The organism is Streptomyces sp. NPDC104371 (assembly GCF_055583785.1).
Genome location: NZ_JBVJNF010000001.1, coordinates 691,397 through 709,083 on the forward strand (window position 1 = coordinate 691,397; position 17,687 = coordinate 709,083).

Genomic DNA, 17,687 nt, shown 5'->3' on the forward strand with positions numbered 1-17,687 from the left:
CCACACGAAGTGGTGTGGGTAGCGCGAGTGAGCCCGGGTACCCGGGGTACTCGGGTGCTCCGGACCGAGAGGAGGCGGAGACCGTGACCGGGACGATCGAAGCAAGGCCCAGGAGTGATCGGCGCACCCCCGTGCGCGACCGCCCGACGGGCGCACATCCGGTGGACGACCGCGCGAGGGACGAGGCCCTGATGAGGGACCGCGACCTGCGCGAGCGTGCGCCGAGCGACCGCTCGATGGGCGAGCGTGCGCCCGGCGAGCGCCCGATGGGCGACCATTCGGTGGGACAGCTCGTCCACGAGGCCACCGAGCAGATGTCCCAGCTCGTACGGCAGGAGATGGCCCTCGCGAAGATGGAGCTGACGCACAAGGGGCGTCGTGCGGGCCGCGGCGGAGGGATGCTGGGCGCGTCCGGCGCGCTCGCCTACATCGCGCTGTTCGCGTTCGCCGCGGCGGCGGCCGCCGCCCTGGTGCTGTTGCTGCCCGTGTGGGCCGCGGCACTCACCGTGGCGTTCGGGCTGATGCTGCTCGCGGGTCTGCTGGGCATCGTCGGACGCACTCAGTTGCGCCGGGCCGTACCACCCAAGCCCCAGGAGACGATGCAGAGCGTCAGAGCGGACGTCGGGGAGATCAAGGGAAGGGCACACCACCGATGAGCGACAGGATGCGAGGGGCGCGCGGCGGGCCCGGAGCGGCCTACGGCGCCAAGGGCCCCGACGAGCTGAGGCAGCAGATCGCGCAGACCCGGAGCCGGCTCGGCGACACCGTCGAGGAGCTGGCCTACAGAGCTGATGTGAAGAGCCGGGCCAAGGCCCGCGCCTCCGGCCTGAAGAACAAGGCGGGCACGATGACGGGCCAGCTTCGCAGCGGTGCCTCACAGGCCGCGCACCGGGCCCAGGAGAAGGCGGCGCACGCCACGCACACGGTGCAGGAGCGGCGGGCCGCCCGCGCTCACCGTCACGACGGGCACAAGCAGATGGGCGGCACGGGCCGCACCGGTTCGGACATCGGGCCCGCCGGGACCCAGGAAGGAGCGGGTGGGGCCGGGCAGACCGGTCCGGACGGACAGCGTTCAAACAAGCGTTCGCTGCTCACCGGCGGTGGGGCGGCCGCGGCGCTGACCACGGCGGGAGTGCTGCTCCGACGGCGCCGGGCCCGGCGTCGGCAGACCCCCAGCGGGCCGCTGGAGACCATCCAGTACTGGGGCACCCAGGCTCGGGACAAGGCGCCTTGGAGCGGTCGGACCGGTAGTCGGACTGCGGCTCGGACCGCGACCGGGACCGGCACCAGGACCGGGAGTCGGACCTGGGGTCGGAGCGCGACTCGGACCACGGCTCGGGCCGGGCGAAAGAGCAGGTGTGGCAAGCGTTCCTGAGGCGAACGACGAGGAAGGGGGCGCCCAGCCGGTCGGCGGGCGCCCCCTTCGCGGTCACGTCACTTGTTCAGGTGCGCCCAGAACTCGTCGAACGACAGGAGCTTGTCACCGTCGAGGTCCCGGGACGCGATGACGGCCTCCGCCACCGACTCCGTCACGTTCCAGTCACCCCCCTGTGCGAGGGCGGTCTTGAACTCGGCGGCGGTGATGAACCCGTCGCCGTTCTCGTCGATCCGCTGGAATTCCTTGCGTGCTGTCTCGATGTCCGCCACCGGACCCGCCCCTTCTACCTGCCGCCCTTACGGACCGCACCTACTGACGTGGACCAGGTTAACGGTCGCCCTGGCCGTCCTGGTCATCCCGGTCGTCCGGGGCGGGCGACGGCGGCGACTCCGAAGGGGTACGGCGACGCAGCCGCCGACGCGCCACGAGGACAATCAGTACGACCACCGCTGCGGCGGTCGGGTACAACCCGTAGCGTTGAACGGCCGGATACAAGGTGTCGATGTGGTTGCCCGCGAGGGCTCCGAGGGTCACCCAGGTGCCCACCCAGAGCACCGCGCCAAGGGCGTTGAAGGCGAGGAAGCGGCGCCAGGGCATGCCGCTGAGTCCGGCGATGATGCCATTGGCCTGGCGCAGGCCCTCGATGAAGCGCGCGACGGTGATGACCTTGCCGCCGTGCCGGGTGAAGAACTCCTCCGCCTTGGCGACCCGCTCCGGGGTCAGCAGCACGTAGCGGCCGAACCGCGCGACGAGGCGGCGGCCGCCGTAACGGCCGATGACGTAGCCGATGTTGTCGCCCGCGACGGCCGCGACCACCGCGATCACAGCGACCGCGAACACGTTCAGCCGCCCTGCCCCGGCGTATACGGCCGCGGCGATCAGCACGGTCTCCCCAGGAACCGGAACGCCGAAGTCCTCCAGGAAGATCAGGCCGCCGACCGCCGCGTAGCCCCAGCCCTCGAGCACCGGGGCGAGGTCGGCCAGTACGCCCGGCAGTGGGGGTGCGGTCATCGTGGCGCTGGGTGTGGGGGTGCTCAACTACCGGGCTGACGGCCCGACAACACCCAACCGAGTTCGGTGGGAACGACCGAGGAATGGTGGTTGATGATGAGCCACCTGCCGTGGCGCAGCTCGTAGACGAACGTGTACCGGGCGTCGAGCGTGGTCTTGCTGCCGTCCAGCATGGTGAGGGTGAAGCGGTACAGACCGGTGTTCACGGCGCTGGTCGGGCCGAGGACGTCGATGATCTGCCGCTGGATCACGGCCACGGGCTCGCGCCGCAGGAAGTGCTCGAAGTAGTCGACGATCCCGGCCCGGGTGGTGCGGATGCGCGGGGAAGCGGTCGGGAGCAGTACGGCGCCGGGAGCGTAGAGGTCCGCGACGCGATACGCGTTGCCGGTGGCCAGTGCCGCGTTCCACTTGCGGAACAGAGCCGCGATCTGCCGCTTGGTGGGAGCGTGCGAGGCGTTCGTGGGAGCGTGCGAGGCGTTCGCGCTCATGCGGGGATGAGCGGCGGGTGAAGCGTGTGTCGTGGCGGCGTACGCGGCTCCGGTGCCGTCGAACAACAGGGCGGCGGCGACAAGAGCAACTCCGGCAGCGCGCGTGCGCTTCATCGAGCCCTCCGGCATGGTGGACGAGACGAACAGACTGACGACGCGTCAAGCGTTGCTCAGCTCGGACGAAGCGGCATCTTGAGGGGGCACGCGGGTGACGGCCGACCGGAGACGTCGGCCGGGGAGGCAGCCGTGAAGCTGCCGATACCTGACGGGCCCCTCGGTCCGTCAGGTACCGCAGCGGGTCTCGGACGCCGTCCTCAGAAGTCGTCCGCTTCGTTGCGCAGCTCGGGCGTCCAGTAGCCGGTGAGGGCCTTCGCCGGGTCGACGGCGACGCCGCCGCTGCCGGGCGCGCTGACGACGATGACCGTCGAGTCGCCCTCCAGCATGACGGAGAACGCCAACACCGGCTCGTTGTCCTCGTCGACCCCGCCGTCGGACAGCTTCACCAGGGCGTAGGCCGGGTCTCCCGCCGCGAGCACGACCGGTGCGGCCGGCTTGCTCTTGGCGACGGACGGTACGTCCTGCTTGTGGCTCTCCAGGAACTGGATGTGCGGAAATCCCGTCAGTCGGCAGGAGTGGCCGGAGGTGTTCTTCGCCGTGAGGACGAGGTGGGTGTAGGGCGGGCCACCCTCCTTGGCGGCGGTGACGGTGACATCCCGCGCGGTGCAGACCGGGGTGGAGGCGGACGCCTGCTTGCCGGTCGAGCCGGAAGAGCCGTCGGCGCCGGTCGTCCCCGTGGAGCCCGCCGAGCCCTTGGACCCCGTCGATCCTGTCGAGCCCTTCGAGGCCGCCGAGTCGGTCGAACCCGTCGGGTCGGACGTGCCGGTGCCCTTGCCGTCCGAGGCCTCCGCGGTCACCGAAGAGGTGCCCGCGGGCGCCGACTTGACGCCCTCGCCGTTCTCGCAGGCGGTGAGGGACAGCACGAGGGCCGTGCCCGCGACAGCGAGCAGGGCGGAGCGGTGGCGAAGAGTGTTCATGGAGGTTCTTCCGTGAGTAGTACGGGGCCGCGGTCTGCACCGAACACATCGTTCGAATGACTGGTTCACATACCTGAGGGACGTGCCGCGCCTGCCTTGAGTCGACCACCTCCGCGCCTGCCTCACCAGGCGGTTCTCCCGGCAGAAGTACCGTCCGCCATACTTCTGCCGGGGGCTCGTATCCGGACGGGCCGGACGATCGGGGAACATCGACGGTGCGCGGTGGCACGCCTTTCACGGGGGACTTCGGGCAGCGACTGCGCCACCTGCGGGCACGCGCCGGACTGAGCCAGGAGGCTCTCGCGCACGCGGCGGGGGTGAGCGTCAGGGCGCTGGCCGACATGGAACGCGGGCGCACCCGAGGGCCACAGCGCCGTACGGTTCGACTGCTGGCCGAAGCGCTGGGACTGGACGACGACGAGGCGGCGAGCCTGGAGACGTCCGCCGCGCTGGGCCGTCCGCGCCCCCGGACGGCCACCGGCCCGGCCGCCCCCTCCACCCTGGCTCTGCCGCGCGACATCCAGGACTTCACCGCCCGCGTCCCGGCTCTCGCCCGGTTGCTGGAGCTGGCCCAGGACATCGAGCCGAGCCGGCCGGTGGTCACGGTGGTCGCCGGGCAGCCCGGTCTGGGCAAGACCGCGTTCGCGGTGCACGCGGCGCACCGTCTCGCCCCGTACTTCCCTGACGGCCGGTTCGCCCTGGACCTGCACGGCATGGATCCCGAACCGACCACTCCTCGCGATGCGCTCGCCCGGCTGCTGGGCGCGATGGGGGTCGCCGACGCCGCGATACCGGTCGGCACCGACGACCGTGCCGGTATGTGGCGATCCCTGGTCGGCGACCGACGTGTGCTCCTGCTGCTGGACAACGCCGTCGACGAGTCCCAGGTCGCTCCCCTGCTGCCCGGTACCGGCCCGTCGCTGACCCTCGTCACCAGCCGCCGCTCCCTGGCGGGTCTGGAGTCCGTCCGCCGCTGTGATCTGGCCCTGCTGCGGCGCGAGGAGGCGGTCGAACTCCTGACCCGCATCATCGGACCGGACCGGGTGCGGGCGGAGGCGCAGGCCGCACGTGACCTCGCCGATCTGTGCGGACATCTGCCGCTGGCGGTCCGGATCGCGGGCCAGCGCCTCCTCAGCCGCCCGCACGAACGCCTCGGCAAGCTCGTCGCCCGCCTCGCCGCCGAGGGGCGGCGGCTGGACGGCCTCCAGGCCGGAAGCCTGCGGGTGCGTGCCGCGTTCGCGCTCTCGTACCGCCAGCTTCCCCCGGAATCCCGGACGTTCCTGCGCCGTGCCTCGCTGGCCGCCGGGGCGGACTTCAGCCCCGAGACCGGCGCACTCCTGGCCGACCTCCCCTACGACGACGCGGTCGCCTGCGCCGAGGAGCTGACCGACGCCGGGCTGCTCCAGAGCGATGCCACCGCCGAGCGTTACCGCTTCCACGACCTGCTCAAGCTCTACGCGGCCGAGCAGGTCGAGGCCGAGGACGGCCCCGAGATCCGCGATGCCGCCCTCGACCGGGCCACGCGCTGGATGCTGCGCCGGGCCACGGCCGCGGCGCTGCACTTCGACGTCGAGCATGACCCGGCCTCTCCGTACGGCGACCCGGACCCGGACAGCGCGCCCATCGGCCGGGAGGAGGCGCGGGCCTGGCTGGAGGCCGAGCGAGCCCAGTGGCTCGCCGCGCTGCGCCGGGCCCACGACACCGGTCACCACCGGCAGGTCCTGGACACGGCGGAGGCGATGCACTGGTTCTCCGACCTCAACCAGCACTGGGAGCAGTGGGTGGAGGTGTTCCAGCACTCCGCCGACTCCGCCCGCGCGCTCGGCAGCGGTCAGGAGGAGGCGGTCCACCTCAACTACCTCGCCTGGGCCTACAACCTCTGCGTCCACGATCCGCGCACCGCACTGACGACCGCGGACGCCGCGCTCGTGGCGGCCCGGGGCTGCGGGGACGGGCTTCAGGAAGGCTGGGCACTCGGCTACGGCGCGGGCGCGCTCCACCTGCTGGGCCGGACGGAAGAGGCTCAGGCGCGGCTGCGTGCGGCGGCCCACCGCCTGGCCTCGCAGGAGTCCCCGCAGGCCCGTCTTGCCGAGCTGACGGTCCTCAACTCCCTTGGCACCCTGCTCCGTCAGGCCGGTCGGACGGCGGAAGCCCTGGACATCCACCGCCGCAGCGAGCGGATCTGCCGCGCGGGAATCCCGGGCCGACGGGACGAGTTGATCGCGTTGTACCACGCGGTGGCCCAGCAGCAGATCGGCAACGACCTGGCGGCTCTGGGACGTTGGGCCGAGGCCGAACCCTCGCTCCGCCAGGCCCTCGCCGCCTTCGAGGCCGCGCAGATGCCGGCCTGGACCGAACCGGCCCGACTCGACCTGGGCCTGGTACTCCGCGCCACCGGGCACCCGGAGGCCCGCGACACACTGCTCGCCGCCCGCGACGCGCTTGCCGCACTGAGCAGCCCACGTCAGTCCGAGGCCACCACCGCACTCGCGACACTCGACGAAGCCGATGAACCAGTTGATCCTCAGCGCACGTCATAACCCGTGGAACTTCAACTGCCCGGATGACAGATGCGGCGGGCGGCGGCCAGGAGCGCGGTGACCCGGGCGGGGGCGGCACCGGTGATGATGGCGATGCGGTCGATGCTCAGGCGGAGGTCGTCATGGAGGAGCGCGGCGTCCTCGGCCGGGGTGGAGGTGCGCCCGGCGCGACGGGCGACGGCCCGGGTGTGCTCTTCCCAGGCCCAGGCGGAGGGGCACCGCTCGGTCATGAGCCAGGTCCAGTTGCCGGCGACGAGGTCGAAGAGCTGGGTGACGCTGAGTTGGGCCTCCTCCTGAGGGAGGCGTGCGGCCGCGTAGGCGTGGTAGGCCGGGCGGTGCAGGTCGTAGAAGGCGTAGAAGGCGGTTGTCAGTACGGACGGGGCGGGCGGTGTGGGCTTCATGGTCCTTCCCCTGGCCATGGGCAGGCGGATCAACTGGCGGCGGTGGTAAGGCCGTTCTCGGCCGCCGCCTGAGCACGGCGCCACAGGGGCCGGGTGACGGCGGTCCGGCTCTGCAGGACGACGGTGAGACGGTCGACCACCGACCACTCCGGGACGCCGGGACCGTGGAGCGCGCGGTCGAGATCGTCGGCGCTGATGGTGTACTGGGTGGCAGCGAGAATGCCTTCGGCGTCCGGTGAGTTGAGCGCGTAGTGCAGCCCCCGCAGATAGGTGCGCAAGTACTGGACGGGGTCGTCGGCGTTCGAGGGCTGCACGTCGGCGGCTGCTTCCCACAGCGGCTTCATCCGCTTGGGATCGGTCCCGCACATCTCGCAGATGATCCTGACGTGCTTCCAGGACAGATCGCGCTGGCCGGACAGCAGACGGGAGACGTAGGACTCGTCGACGCCCATCTGCTGGGCGAGTTCCCGCTGGCGGCGGTTGGAGCTGTTCCGCATACGCGTGAGGGCGGCGGCCAGGCGGCGGCTCGGGCGGCTCGGGGTCGGTGTGCCGTCAGCGGCCGCGGCGGGCTGGGCGGGGGTGACCGGCTTGGGTCGGTGGCGGATGGTCAGGGCATGGTCGACGGAGGGCGGGTCGTACTTCCTGCGCAGTCTGTCCTCGGTGATCCTCGCGATCGGCGCGAGTTCCGCGAGCGGCTTGCCTTGTGCTCGCTGACGGACGACCACGACTCCGATCGCCTCGTCCACCAGGTCCCGGAGGCTGACGAGATGCTGAAGGAGTTCGGTGTTGGGTGCGGCTGCGCCGTACGCGCTGGACAGCAGGGCTTCGGAGACCACGGTGCAGTCCTCGGCGAAGTCGCGAAGGGCCTCGGTGCAGCGGGTGGCACGGGCCGGGGAGACCGACGGTACGGAGCGGGCGGGCCGCGGTGTGCCGTCAGCCGTCTGCGGGAGAGAACGAGTGGACACGGAGAACCTCTTTCGGGGGTGCTGGACGGGTATCTGTACCGGCCGTCCGACCGCGGACGGCCGGACGCGGGCTGGAGCCGGTGGGACGCGGGGCGCCGGTCCGCGCCCCACCGGCGATCAGGTCAGCGGCGGCTAATCCACTGGCGGACCAGCACAGACTTGTGGGCGGCCGTCAGAAAGAGGGCGAGCAGGGGCAGTACACGCGGCGGCAGAGCGCCCGGGATCGCGAGCAGGGGAAGGCAGATCGCGGCGACCGGCAGGCTCCCGCGGAGCATGACAGCCTTGACATGCCACACCGGGGTTTGAGCTGGATGCGGTGACGGGATGATACGTTCGCGGCTCGGTTCCGCGAGTGCGTTCGCGCCCGCGGGAAGCCGAGTTGGGCGTCGGCGTAGCGGCATCAGGGGACTCCCTTGTGTCGGGCTGGCGTTGTGAGCGACAAGACCCCGGCACGCGGGCTACCAACCATGAGAGCCGGGGTCTTTGCCGTCCGGCAGAAGAGGCCGGAAGCAGGACGCTACTACCTGGTGCAGCGGCGCGGTGCCAGAAAGTAGCGTCATGGGTACAGGTGCCCACCGCCGTACGGCCGGGCATATTCAGAGAGCCCCGCTCGCAAACGGCGACAATCGATCAAAAGCGGTCGCCAAAGCGGGACATGTGGGGTGAATCCGTGAATCCGCATCTGCTCGCACAGACTTCCGCACCTCTCGGTGCGCCCGTCACGTGCCTCCCGCCTACCTCCTGAAGATCCATAAGCGTGTCAACAAAAGAAGCCCGGTCCGTCAGCGCAACTCCCCTTGGTCGACCGGGCCGTTGAGCGACGCCCACTTCATCGAGGCCGTGATGTCCGTCGCCGCGGGGACGCTGGAGCCATTTCGACTTGCCCGCTGGGAAAGTCGGAGCTAACTTTCCCACTAGGCAAGTAGACGCGGGGGCGTTACGGCGTGCCCCGCGGTCCAGCGACGTCTTCGGGGAGGCGAGGGCATGACCACACCGGTGGATGCCGAGCGGGCCTGGCAGGATCTCCAGCGGATCCGGGTGCCACAGGAGCGGGTGTACGACGAGATCGAGCGATGCGCGCACAGTGATCCCAGGACGACCTACCTCACGGCGGCGGTCATGTGGGTCTTCGTCGCGGGCATGGGGCTCGAGCTCCCGGCATGGGGCCTGTGGCTGACGCTCGCCGCCTATGTCGGCGTCCTGGGTTACCTGGCCGTCGTCCACAGCCGCCGCGCCCGGATGCGGCTGCACCGCTCCCGGTACGGCTGGCGCGGCTTCGCCACGTTCGTCGCGGGCGGGTGCCTCACCGGCGGCACGATCCTGCTCGCCGACCACTTGGCGGAGTCACTCTCCCTGCCGTGCCCCAGTCTGATCACAGCCACCGCCGCGGCTGCCGTGTTCGTCCTCTTCACGGGACCGGCGAACCGCTGGGCGGTCAGCACACTCCGCGAACGCGCGCTGCCCGGCGACGCCGCACGAGGCATGCACGGGAAGGCGGACGCATGAGCACCCCCACGGGCTTCGACGAACTGATCCATCCCTCCACCCGGTTGTCGATCGTGGCCCTGCTGTCCGCCACGGAGTGGGCCGACTTCTCGTTCATCCGCGACGGCCTCTCGCTCAGCGACTCCGCGCTCTCCAAGCAACTGCACACCCTGGAGGAGGCCGAGTACCTGGAGATCCGCAAGGAGGGCGGTGGGCGCAACCGCCGTACCAAGGTGCGGCTGACGGCCCGCGGGCGCGCCGCCTTCGAAGGCCATGTCGCCGCTCTCCGCGCCATCGTCGAGGGCGCGGGCCCCGCGGCGGCGCGGCAGACGGCGCCCGAGCAGCAGCCCGCGGAGACGAGCCGATGACCAGCACCCCCACCACAGCCGCCGATCCCCGCCAACCGGTCGTCTCCGCACGGGAGTTGCGGATGTCGTACGGCAGCACCGAGGTGCTTCGAGGCGTCGACCTGGACATCCACCGCGGAGAGATCTTCGCCTTGCTCGGCCCCAACGGCGCGGGGAAGACCACCACCGTCGAGATCCTGGAGGGCTTCCGGCGGCGCTCCGCCGGGGAGGTCCGGGTCCTCGGCAAGGACCCGGCGCACGCCGACGACGCCTGGCGCGGCCGGATCGGCCTGGTACTCCAGTCGTGGCGCGACCACCGTCGCTGGCAAGTCGCCGAGTTGCTGCGGCACTTCGCGACGTACTACCCCGATCCGCGCGACCCGGAAGAGCTGCTGGAGTCGGTCGGTCTCGCCCACCGGGCCCGGCACCGCGTAGACCAGCTGTCCGGTGGCCAGCGCAGACGCCTCGACGTCGCGCTCGGCATCGTCGGCCGTCCCGAGCTGCTCTTCCTGGACGAGCCCACCACCGGCTTCGACCCCGAGGCGCGGCGCGAGTTCCATGAACTGGTCGAGCGGCTGGCCCGTGACGAGGGCGTCACCGTCCTGCTGACCACCCATGATCTGGCCGAGGCCGACCGTCTGGCCGACCGGATAGCGATGCTGGTCAACGGCCGTATCCGGGCCTGCGGCACACCCACCGAACTCGCCCGGCGGGCCGCCGCCCGGGCAGAGGTCCGCTGGACGGCGCCGGACGGCACGCCGCGCCGCGAGCGCACCGCGGATCCCTCACTGCTGGTCTGGGAACTGCACCGCGAGGCCGACGGGCCGATCCCCGCCTTGGAGGTCCGCCGCCCGACGCTGGAGGACACCTATCTGCACATGGTGCGCGAGCACACGGGCGGGACCACGGGCGCCCGGAGCGCCGCGGTCTCCGGAACCGCCGACAGCACAGCCCTGTTGGGCGCCGGGGCGGGGGAGGAACGATCCGCATGAGGGAGACGGATATGGCAGCGGTGCGGCACGGGACCGCGCGGGGCGGGAGCAGCGCGACGGACGGGGCCACCGATGCCCCGAGGCCGGTCCACCCCCGCGGTCGGCGGCTGCGCCCATGGCAGGCCGGGCTGCGGCGCGGCGGTATCGAGGTGCGTCATCTCCTGCGCAACCGCAAGGAGTTCGTCAGCCATCTCAGCAACGTGGTGACCGCTCTCGTGGTCGCTTCCTTCGTCCATGACGACCTGCCCGGTACCCATATCCCCGGCGCGCACCTGACGATCGCCGGGTTCGTCGCGTATCTGCTGTTCCAGGTGGGGCTGATCAACCTCCCGCAGATCCTGGTGACCGAGCGCGACGAGGGCACCTTGCTGCGGCTGCGGGCCACGCCCGGCGGCATACCGGCCTATCTGGTCGCCAAGTCCGTACTGATCGTCGCCATAGCGATGGGCACCGTCACCGTCCTGTTGGGCACCGCCGCGTTGTTCGTGGACGGGCCACTGCCGCACAGCCTCGGCGGCTGGCTGACCCTGATCTGGGTCATCGGCCTCGGTCTGCTCGCCGTCGTACCCCTGGGCGCGGCCATCGGTGCCGTACTGCCCAACGCCCGCGAGGCGTTGGCGATGGTCATGCTGCCCGCGATGGCGCTGCTGGTGACCTCGGGGGCGATGTTCCCGATCGGCCGACTGCCGGTGGTGGTGCAGAACGTGGCGTCCGTCTTCCCGCTCCGGTGGATGGCACAGGGCGTGCGCTCGGCCCTGCTGCCGGACGCCGCGCGGGCCGCGGAGCCCTCCGGCTCCTGGCAACTGCCCACGGTCGCGCTGGTACTGACCGGCTGGGCCGTCGTCGGCTTCCTGCTCGCCGTACCGCTGCTGCGCCGCGCCGCCCGCCGCGAGTCCGGCTCCCGGCTGACCGAACGCCAGAGCAGGGCGCGGATGAGCGGCACGCTGACGATGTGACGCGCCCTTCCGGCTCCCTGAACCGGGGAGCCGGGCCGGTCGCGTCTCATTCGCCCTGCGAGACCATGGCCGCCAGACCGCACTCGGTGTGCAGGAAGAACGTGAAGTACATGGGCACGTAACTGATGTTCTCCATGTCGACCTGGGCGATGTAGGTCATGAGCGTGCCGCACACCGGGCACTCGGGGTATGTGGCGTCTCCCGTCCACACGGGCCGACCGCCGAGTGCCGAGCCGCTGGGATGGAGCCCCGTTCGGCGTCCGAGACTCCATCGCACGGAAGGTAGTTCATCGTCGTCCTCGACCTCCGGGCCCGGGACGATTGCGCCGGGCTCGGGAGGATCTGACAGGCGACAGGTCCCGTCCGTTCCGACCTCGATGAACTCCGTGTCGCGGTGGACATTGCACTCGTAGCAGATCGCCACCCGCAGCCGTCCCGACCAGCCGACGTGTGCCAGTGCCTCGGCGACCCGCTCGTCGGCGGAGTCCAGGTCCAGCGCGGTCCACATCGGACCGCCGCATCCCTGGCAGAGCCTGCCTGTGGGATCGACGCCGACACCGCCTCGCTCCGCCTCGTCCTCTTCAGCCCGCAGTTCATAGGAGACGGGACCGCACAGCTCCCTGACACGGTCTCCTTCCAGCATCCAGCCGCCTTCCCGCATGTACTCGGCGGGCCCGATGCAGAGCTTGTCAGCATCGGGTGGTGGCTGGTCGCGCCAGCGGCGAAAGGCTGCCTCGGCGACCGGGCCGCGCGTCTGCGCCAAGGCCATCAGCAGGTGATTCAGGCGCAGACCGCTGTTACCGCCCGCATCCGCCTTCGCGACCAGGCCGCGCTGCGTCTCGATGTCGGCCGCGCGATACAGCTTCGCCGGATACACCACATCCGCAGCCAGCAGCCGGGGTAAACAGGGCGTCAGGGCTTCCGGAGTACGGTCCGCCAGTTCTTCGAGCTCCTCGACGTCACCATCGCATCGGGCAATGGCCCGGACGACGACATCTTCCAGATTCTGGATCATCCGTGGAACGTAGCAAGAGCCTCTGACACGCCTCTGACAAGTCGAACGGCAGTGTTTCGGAGTCCTTTGCACGTGGTGTTCGTGGTCTCGTGTGTGCCGACTGGCAGATGCAGATGTGATGGTGGGGGCGCACCATGGAAGCGGGCGATGAGGCTCGCCCTTGACCGCACATCCGGTGCTGATGGCCTCTACTCGCGCGGACGGCGCGCACGCGTCCGCCCGCCGACCGTCACCAGCCGGGAGGTGCCGTCATCGTGCCGTTTCGGGCGCAGTGGTGGGCTGACCGACAGCGCACCTTCCGTATGGACCGCTCAGGCCGGGTCATCGGGCGCCACCTGGCCGCGACGGCTGGGCGGATGCGTATGCGCCGCGAACAGGCCGCGTCGTCCCCGCGCAAGTGGCCCCGTCCTCCCGTTCCGCCCGACGGGTCCGCCTTCCGGTTCGTGCTGCTCATCGGCATCGTGAGCCTGTTCTCCGACATGACGCACGAGGGTGCCCGCAGCATCACCGGCCCCTTCCTCGGCTCTCTCGGTGCCAGTGCCGCCGTGGTCGCGGCGATCGCGGGCGGCGGGGAGTTGCTCGGGTACGCGTTGCGGTTCGTGTTCGGCTACGCCGCCGACCGCACCGGCCGGTACTGGCCGATCACCGCGGTCGGTCACGCGGTCCAGATGACGGTCGTCCCACTACTGGCCCTGGCGGGGAACTGGCCGGTCGCGGCCCTGCTGATCGTGGCCGAGCGAAGCGGACGCGCGATGCGCAGCCCCGCCCGGGACGCGATGCTCGCCCACGCGACCGCCGAGTTGGGCCGCGGCCGGGTCTTCGGGGTGCGGGAGGCCCTGGACGCGACCGGCGGGATGCTGGGGCCGCTCGTCATGGCCGGGGTGCTCTACCTCCACGGCAGCTACCGCGCCGGGTTCGCCGTGCTTGCCGTCCCTGCCGTACTCACCCTGGTCGTACTGGCCGTCGCGTGGCGGCAGTATCCCCACCCCACGGCGCTGGACACCGGCGAGCGTGTTCCGGACCGGCGGGGCGTCCCGCGCACCTTCTGGATCTTCCTGGCCGCCATGGGCCTGATCGCCGCCGCCTACGCCGACTACCCCCTCATCGCCTTCCACCTGGGCAGGCATCACGTGGTGGCGACCGCGTGGATCCCTGTCCTGTACGCGGGAGCCATGGCGACCGAGGCGTTGGCAGCGCTGTTGCTCGGGCGCCTGTTCGACCGGTGGGGGCTGCGGACGGTCGCCGCGGCCACGCTGCTGACCGCGTGCTTCCCGCCGCTGGTCTTCCTCGGCGGCGCGGCCCTCGCGGTGTTCGGTGTGGTGCTGTGGGGGCTGGGCACGGCCGCGCAGGAGTCGATCGTCAAGGCAGCCGTCACGGGCATGGTCAGCACGGACCGACGAGCCTCGGCCTTCGGCCTGTTCGACACCGTCTTCGGTATCTGCTGGTTCGCGGGCAGCCTCGCACTGGGCGCCCTGTACGAGGTGTCCCTGACGGCATTGGTGGTCTTCTCCGCGGTGTTGCAACTGGCCGCGATTCCGCTGCTGATGCGGGTGAGGCATGCTCGGTGACCGACCGTTGAACTCAACGGGGCGGAGACCATACCCCTCCGGCCACACTACAGTTGGCCGATGGTTACCGATCTCTGGAGAGCTCTGGTTCCATCGCTGTCGTGATGCAGGACCCGGAGGGCAACGAGTTCTGCGTCCACTGAACGGTGACCGGTGAACGGCTGAAGAACGCAAGGCAGGTCGACCCTCTCGATCCACCCATTCGAATCAGTTACGCACGCCGGTTTTCCGCCGCGCCGCCCTCAGACTGGGCGGGGCGTCCTTGCCGGCCGGGTCGAGCACCGGTGTGGTCACCGCCTGCGACTTCAGGGCGCCGTCCGGCGCTGCCGCTCCTTCGTCAAGGGGGTCGTCCAGTGCCAGGCTGGGCGCTGCGGCTCCGCCGAGGGGCCGCGTTGTCGCACGGGCCGGGACGTACAGACGGGGAGTCCGCATGCAGGATGGGTCGTCCACCGGGGGCCTCACCCGCCGCCAGGAGCTGGCCGAGACGGGGGTCTTCCTCCTGCTGATCGTGCCGTCGATGGCGTTGTCGTTCCTCACGGTCGGCCAGAGCCCCCTGCCGTTCCCGTTGATCGCCGCCTCGACGATCCTGCGCGATGTGGGTCTGATCGCCCTGATCCTGCTTCTGCTCTCCCGCGGCCGACAGCCTGTCACCACCGTCGGCTGGGTCCGCGGCAGCGTCGGGCGGGAGACCATGGTGGGGATCGTTCTTACGGTACCGGTGCTTGTCGGCATGCAGGTGCTGAACGCCGTACTGCGAGCGGCGGGCCTGCCCGGACCGCGGACACCCGCCACAGGCCTGCTGCCCGCACCGCATGTCGCCGACCTGCTGCTCGCCGTCCTACTCGTCACCGTGGTCGCGATCGCCGAAGAGACGATCTTCCGCGGGTATCTGATCTCGCGCCTCACGAGGGTTCTCCACAGCCGCACTTGGGCCATGCTGCTGTCCTCTGCGCTCTTCTCCATCGGCCACGGCTACCAAGGGGTCGTGGGGGTACTGACGGTCGGCGCGACGGGCATGGTCTTCGCTCTTGTCTACATGTGGCGACAGAGCCTTGTGGCACCGATCGTGACGCACTTCTGCGTGGACCTCATCGCGATCGTGGTGGTACCCCTTCTCGTTCACTGACGTCTTCGGGTGGCACGGTCGCTCCAGCGAGTGTCGCCGTTGTGCGCCGACGGTCAGGTGGTGTGCTGGGTGACGAAGTCCGCGATGGCGTCCTGCATCTGCTGGAGGCCAGGCTCTTCGAGCGGGTAGTGGCCCGCGCCTTCGAGCATGACGATGTCTACGGGGACTTCGGTGATGCGGGACAGGAAGGGCCGACTCAGGTGGAGCGGGGTCCAGCGGTCCTCGGCGGGCTGGGTGAGCAGGACGGGGCAGGCGTCGAAGTTCTCCGGTTCGACGGCCGGGGCGTAGCTGCCGTAGCGGTCCAGGAAGCGGACGCTGGCCCAATTGCCCGCCGAGGTACGGTCGTTCAGCATCACCTTGAGCGCGGCCGGGTCGTTGGCGAGGGCCGACATCTTGGAGGCCAGGGTCATGGGGTACTTCAGGTGGGCCCCGGGAGTCCTGGCCAGCAGGTGGAAGAAGGGGACTCCCACCCGGGAGGTCAGCTTGTCGTGAGCGGTCTCGTCGCGTACGCGCTGATCGCGCTGGTCGAGGAAGGTCATGCCGACGATACCGGCGAGGGTGTTACGGGGTGCCTTGGCGGCGACGTGGTACGTGAGCATGCCGCCCGCGCTCAGGCCGTAGAGCACGATCGGACGGTCGTCACGGGACTGTTCGTAGGCGAGGAAGTCCACGACCAGGTCGACCCAGTCGTCGTAGGACGGGGTGGCGCCGGGCCGGACCTTGGTGAGGCCGTAGCCGAGGTTGTCCAGCGCGACGGTCTCGAAGCCTCGCTTCGCCAGCGGTGCGCCCAACACCAGAGACATCTGGCGGCCGTTGGTACCCACCCCGTGGTGCAGGACCACCTTGGCCTTCGCCTCCGGGTTGCGGTAGCGATCCAGGTGAACGCGGTGGCCGCGCCAGTTCCAGAACTCCTCCTCGGGCGCGGTGGCGTCGGTCAGACGCAGCCGGGAGGGCAGGAACTGCTGGAGGTCGCGCCATGCCTGCTGATCGCGGTAGTAGGTGGGGGCGGTGCTGGTCATGGTGGTGTCTTTCGTGTGTGGCTGGCCTGCCGGTGCCGGTGTCAGGCCCGGGAGGGGATGGGGCGGGCGAGCGCCCCGCGGGTGATCATCTGGGCGCCGGCGCGGAGTTCGCGGCGTACCCCGTCGACGTCGCGCAGGTCCTCCTCCAGACCGCGGGTGAAGGTGAGCAGGACGGCGGCGGCCTGCTGCGCGGTGTCGGCGGGGGCGACGTCGGCCAGGGCCGCTGCCAGGAGTTCGGCGAGGCGCTCGGTGTAGTCGGTGACCAGGCCGGGGGCCTGGGCGGTTGCGGCCGACAGCAGTTCCCGGGCATGCGCCGGGCTGTCGTGCCACAGCTCGATGGCGACCTCCAGCTTCGCCATGAGCACGGCGAGGACCTTCTCCTCGGGCGTGCCCGCACCCTCGGCCGCCGCGCGCGCCGCCGCACCGGCCTGATCCAGCCGGGACTGGACGACCTCGACTATCGCCTCTTCCTTGCTCCCGATGTACTTGTAGACGGTCGGGCGCGACATCTGGGCCTCTTCGACGATGTCGGAGACCGTGGTGCGGCGGTATCCGCTACGGCAGAAGCAGCGGTAGGCGGCGTCGAGCACGACCTGGGAGGCGGGGACCTTCGGCATGTCTACAAATTTAACACTCACCTCTAAGAGTGTAAAACCAGCCCCGGCCCCGGCGGCACTCAGCGTGTGCAGAACACGCAGCAGCCGCCCCATTCCGCAAGAGCGAGCACGCGGTGTCGGACGCACATCGCCAGCACGTCGTCGTCATGCCCGGGGAGTACGGCCGCACGCGCGGAGGCACTTCCGTCGCGGGCTGGGCCGAACTCCTCCACCATGGCCCGGAATCGGCTCAAGTAGCCTTTGGCGTAAGGCGGTTCATACCCCAGCTCGTCCCACCGGTACTCCCGCGCCGCGAGGTCGACCGCACGCAGGACGAAGTCCCGGACGGCGGCCCGCTCCTCGTCCGTACTCCCCCAGGCGACCTCGTCCAGGTCGAAACCCACGCATCCCCGCCCGACCATGTTCTGGTCCTGCGCGGCCATCAGCGCGGCGAACCGGTACTCCCACGGTTCCCGAGCAAGCGCGCTGACCGCGAGCATCATGACTTCGACGAACACCTCAGTACCGCCGTTGGGCAGGTCCAGGCCCCCACCAGGGCCACCGAATCGATTCACGGACCGACCCACCTCCCGTCCCACACCGGGCCTGACTCGGAACAGGCCATGTGCGTGGCCACGAAGCCGTTGCCCGTGCCCGTGTCAGTGCAGACCTGATGGTTGTCCATACCCTCATCCAACCCGGACTCGTAGCCGAACCGCATCGAATATCCGCCTGATCCAAGCGAGTTGGAGGAAGTCACCAACTA

General features: G+C 70.5%; 19 protein-coding genes and 1 riboswitch. Of the genes, 9 read left to right on the forward strand and 10 right to left on the reverse strand.

Annotated elements, in window-relative coordinates:
- The first annotated feature begins 236 nt into the window (after positions 1–236).
- Positions 237–656: a phage holin family protein gene (locus tag ACZ60T_RS03225; RefSeq protein WP_365630619.1), complete on the forward strand. Its 420-nt coding sequence runs from the start codon at positions 237–239 to the stop codon at positions 654–656.
- Positions 653–1,375: a DUF3618 domain-containing protein gene (locus tag ACZ60T_RS03230; RefSeq protein ID WP_469663960.1), complete on the forward strand. Its 723-nt coding sequence runs from the start codon at positions 653–655 to the stop codon at positions 1,373–1,375. The genes ACZ60T_RS03225 and ACZ60T_RS03230 overlap by 4 nt, the downstream gene beginning before the upstream one ends.
- A gap of 59 nt (positions 1,376–1,434) precedes the next feature.
- Here ACZ60T_RS03230 and ACZ60T_RS03235 read toward each other — a convergent pair whose 3' ends face one another.
- The 4 genes from ACZ60T_RS03235 to ACZ60T_RS03250 all read right to left on the reverse strand — a co-directional run bounded on the left by ACZ60T_RS03235 (position 1,435) and on the right by ACZ60T_RS03250 (position 3,911).
- Positions 1,435–1,647 (reverse strand): EF-hand domain-containing protein, encoded by a 213-nt coding sequence (locus ACZ60T_RS03235; protein ID WP_365630085.1) that lies wholly within the window; start codon positions 1,645–1,647, stop codon positions 1,435–1,437.
- A gap of 58 nt (positions 1,648–1,705) precedes the next feature.
- The gene (locus ACZ60T_RS03240; protein ID WP_469663962.1) at positions 1,706–2,389 is read right to left on the reverse strand and encodes a DedA family protein; all 684 of its coding nucleotides are present in this window, start codon (positions 2,387–2,389) and stop codon (positions 1,706–1,708) included.
- A 23-nt stretch (positions 2,390–2,412) separates the two neighbouring features.
- Positions 2,413–2,991 carry an SgcJ/EcaC family oxidoreductase gene (locus tag ACZ60T_RS03245; RefSeq protein WP_469663964.1) on the reverse strand — a complete coding sequence of 193 codons (579 nt, stop codon included), beginning with the start codon at positions 2,989–2,991 and terminating at the stop codon, positions 2,413–2,415.
- Positions 2,992–3,191: 200 nt separating this feature from the next.
- Complete coding sequence (locus ACZ60T_RS03250) at positions 3,192–3,911, reverse strand: DUF4232 domain-containing protein (protein WP_469663966.1); 720 nt, start codon at positions 3,909–3,911, stop codon at positions 3,192–3,194.
- A gap of 215 nt (positions 3,912–4,126) precedes the next feature.
- Between ACZ60T_RS03250 and ACZ60T_RS03255 the strand changes: the two genes are divergently transcribed.
- Positions 4,127–6,451, forward strand: coding sequence for an ATP-binding protein (locus ACZ60T_RS03255; RefSeq protein ID WP_469663968.1), 2,325 nt, complete (start codon positions 4,127–4,129; stop codon positions 6,449–6,451).
- A gap of 11 nt (positions 6,452–6,462) precedes the next feature.
- Here ACZ60T_RS03255 and ACZ60T_RS03260 read toward each other — a convergent pair whose 3' ends face one another.
- Positions 6,463–6,852, reverse strand: a complete 390-nt coding sequence (locus ACZ60T_RS03260; protein ID WP_469663970.1) for a hypothetical protein — start codon at positions 6,850–6,852, stop codon at positions 6,463–6,465.
- Positions 6,853–6,881: 29 nt separating this feature from the next.
- Positions 6,882–7,817: a helix-turn-helix domain-containing protein gene (locus ACZ60T_RS03265; RefSeq protein ID WP_469663972.1), complete on the reverse strand. Its 936-nt coding sequence runs from the start codon at positions 7,815–7,817 to the stop codon at positions 6,882–6,884.
- A 984-nt stretch (positions 7,818–8,801) separates the two neighbouring features.
- Here ACZ60T_RS03265 and ACZ60T_RS03270 point away from each other — a divergent pair.
- From ACZ60T_RS03270 to ACZ60T_RS03285, 4 genes are read left to right on the forward strand one after another with little or no spacing between them, the layout of a single operon-like run.
- Entirely contained in the window at positions 8,802–9,323 is a 522-nt protein-coding gene (locus tag ACZ60T_RS03270; RefSeq protein ID WP_469663974.1) for a hypothetical protein, read from the forward strand.
- Positions 9,320–9,670 (forward strand): winged helix-turn-helix domain-containing protein, encoded by a 351-nt coding sequence (locus tag ACZ60T_RS03275; protein WP_365630062.1) that lies wholly within the window; start codon positions 9,320–9,322, stop codon positions 9,668–9,670. Before ACZ60T_RS03270 ends, ACZ60T_RS03275 begins: the two co-directional genes overlap by 4 nt.
- A complete protein-coding gene (locus ACZ60T_RS03280; RefSeq protein ID WP_469663976.1) occupies positions 9,667–10,641 on the forward strand; it encodes an ABC transporter ATP-binding protein in 975 nt (324 codons plus the stop codon). Before ACZ60T_RS03275 ends, ACZ60T_RS03280 begins: the two co-directional genes overlap by 4 nt.
- Positions 10,638–11,597 carry an ABC transporter permease gene (locus ACZ60T_RS03285; RefSeq protein ID WP_469663978.1) on the forward strand — a complete coding sequence of 320 codons (960 nt, stop codon included), beginning with the start codon at positions 10,638–10,640 and terminating at the stop codon, positions 11,595–11,597. The genes ACZ60T_RS03280 and ACZ60T_RS03285 overlap by 4 nt, the downstream gene beginning before the upstream one ends.
- Positions 11,598–11,643: 46 nt before the next feature.
- On the opposite strand, the gene ACZ60T_RS03290 is transcribed toward ACZ60T_RS03285, so the two are convergent.
- Entirely contained in the window at positions 11,644–12,612 is a 969-nt protein-coding gene (locus ACZ60T_RS03290) for a hypothetical protein (RefSeq protein ID WP_469663980.1), read from the reverse strand.
- A 134-nt stretch (positions 12,613–12,746) separates the two neighbouring features.
- Positions 12,747–12,810: riboswitch (Fluoride riboswitch) on the forward strand.
- A gap of 56 nt (positions 12,811–12,866) precedes the next feature.
- On the opposite strand from ACZ60T_RS03290, the gene ACZ60T_RS03295 reads away from it, so the two are divergent.
- A complete protein-coding gene (locus ACZ60T_RS03295) occupies positions 12,867–14,180 on the forward strand; it encodes an MFS transporter (RefSeq protein WP_469663981.1) in 1,314 nt (437 codons plus the stop codon).
- A gap of 430 nt (positions 14,181–14,610) precedes the next feature.
- Positions 14,611–15,306: a CPBP family intramembrane glutamic endopeptidase gene (locus ACZ60T_RS03300; protein ID WP_469663983.1), complete on the forward strand. Its 696-nt coding sequence runs from the start codon at positions 14,611–14,613 to the stop codon at positions 15,304–15,306.
- A 53-nt stretch (positions 15,307–15,359) separates the two neighbouring features.
- Here the strand turns inward: ACZ60T_RS03300 and ACZ60T_RS03305 are convergent, their stop codons facing one another.
- Genes ACZ60T_RS03305 through ACZ60T_RS03315 form a run of 3 tightly spaced genes read right to left on the reverse strand, consistent with a single transcriptional unit; the run spans position 15,360 to position 17,496 of the window.
- Positions 15,360–16,325: an alpha/beta hydrolase gene (locus tag ACZ60T_RS03305; RefSeq protein ID WP_469663985.1), complete on the reverse strand. Its 966-nt coding sequence runs from the start codon at positions 16,323–16,325 to the stop codon at positions 15,360–15,362.
- A 41-nt stretch (positions 16,326–16,366) separates the two neighbouring features.
- On the reverse strand, positions 16,367–16,942 hold the full coding sequence (locus tag ACZ60T_RS03310) for a TetR/AcrR family transcriptional regulator (protein ID WP_469663987.1): 576 nt from the start codon (positions 16,940–16,942) through the stop codon (positions 16,367–16,369).
- 59 nt (positions 16,943–17,001) lie between these two features.
- Positions 17,002–17,496, reverse strand: a complete 495-nt coding sequence (locus tag ACZ60T_RS03315; protein ID WP_469663989.1) for a hypothetical protein — start codon at positions 17,494–17,496, stop codon at positions 17,002–17,004.
- Positions 17,497–17,687 lie beyond the last annotated feature (191 nt).

Coding starts and splice junctions, on each gene's coding strand:
- ACZ60T_RS03225 (WP_365630619.1), top strand. CDS start 237: ATGGGCGAGCGTGCGCCCGGCGAGCGCCCGATGGGCGACCATTCGGTG.
- ACZ60T_RS03230 (WP_469663960.1), top strand. CDS start 653: ATGAGCGACAGGATGCGAGGGGCGCGCGGCGGGCCCGGAGCGGCCTAC.
- ACZ60T_RS03240 (WP_469663962.1), bottom strand. CDS start 2,389: ATGACCGCACCCCCACTGCCGGGCGTACTGGCCGACCTCGCCCCGGTG.
- ACZ60T_RS03245 (WP_469663964.1), bottom strand. CDS start 2,991: ATGAAGCGCACGCGCGCTGCCGGAGTTGCTCTTGTCGCCGCCGCCCTG.
- ACZ60T_RS03250 (WP_469663966.1), bottom strand. CDS start 3,911: ATGAACACTCTTCGCCACCGCTCCGCCCTGCTCGCTGTCGCGGGCACG.
- ACZ60T_RS03260 (WP_469663970.1), bottom strand. CDS start 6,852: ATGAAGCCCACACCGCCCGCCCCGTCCGTACTGACAACCGCCTTCTAC.
- ACZ60T_RS03270 (WP_469663974.1), top strand. CDS start 8,802: ATGACCACACCGGTGGATGCCGAGCGGGCCTGGCAGGATCTCCAGCGG.
- ACZ60T_RS03275 (WP_365630062.1), top strand. CDS start 9,320: ATGAGCACCCCCACGGGCTTCGACGAACTGATCCATCCCTCCACCCGG.
- ACZ60T_RS03280 (WP_469663976.1), top strand. CDS start 9,667: ATGACCAGCACCCCCACCACAGCCGCCGATCCCCGCCAACCGGTCGTC.
- ACZ60T_RS03285 (WP_469663978.1), top strand. CDS start 10,638: ATGAGGGAGACGGATATGGCAGCGGTGCGGCACGGGACCGCGCGGGGC.
- ACZ60T_RS03290 (WP_469663980.1), bottom strand. CDS start 12,612: ATGATCCAGAATCTGGAAGATGTCGTCGTCCGGGCCATTGCCCGATGC.
- ACZ60T_RS03300 (WP_469663983.1), top strand. CDS start 14,611: ATGCAGGATGGGTCGTCCACCGGGGGCCTCACCCGCCGCCAGGAGCTG.
- ACZ60T_RS03305 (WP_469663985.1), bottom strand. CDS start 16,325: ATGACCAGCACCGCCCCCACCTACTACCGCGATCAGCAGGCATGGCGC.
- ACZ60T_RS03310 (WP_469663987.1), bottom strand. CDS start 16,942: ATGCCGAAGGTCCCCGCCTCCCAGGTCGTGCTCGACGCCGCCTACCGC.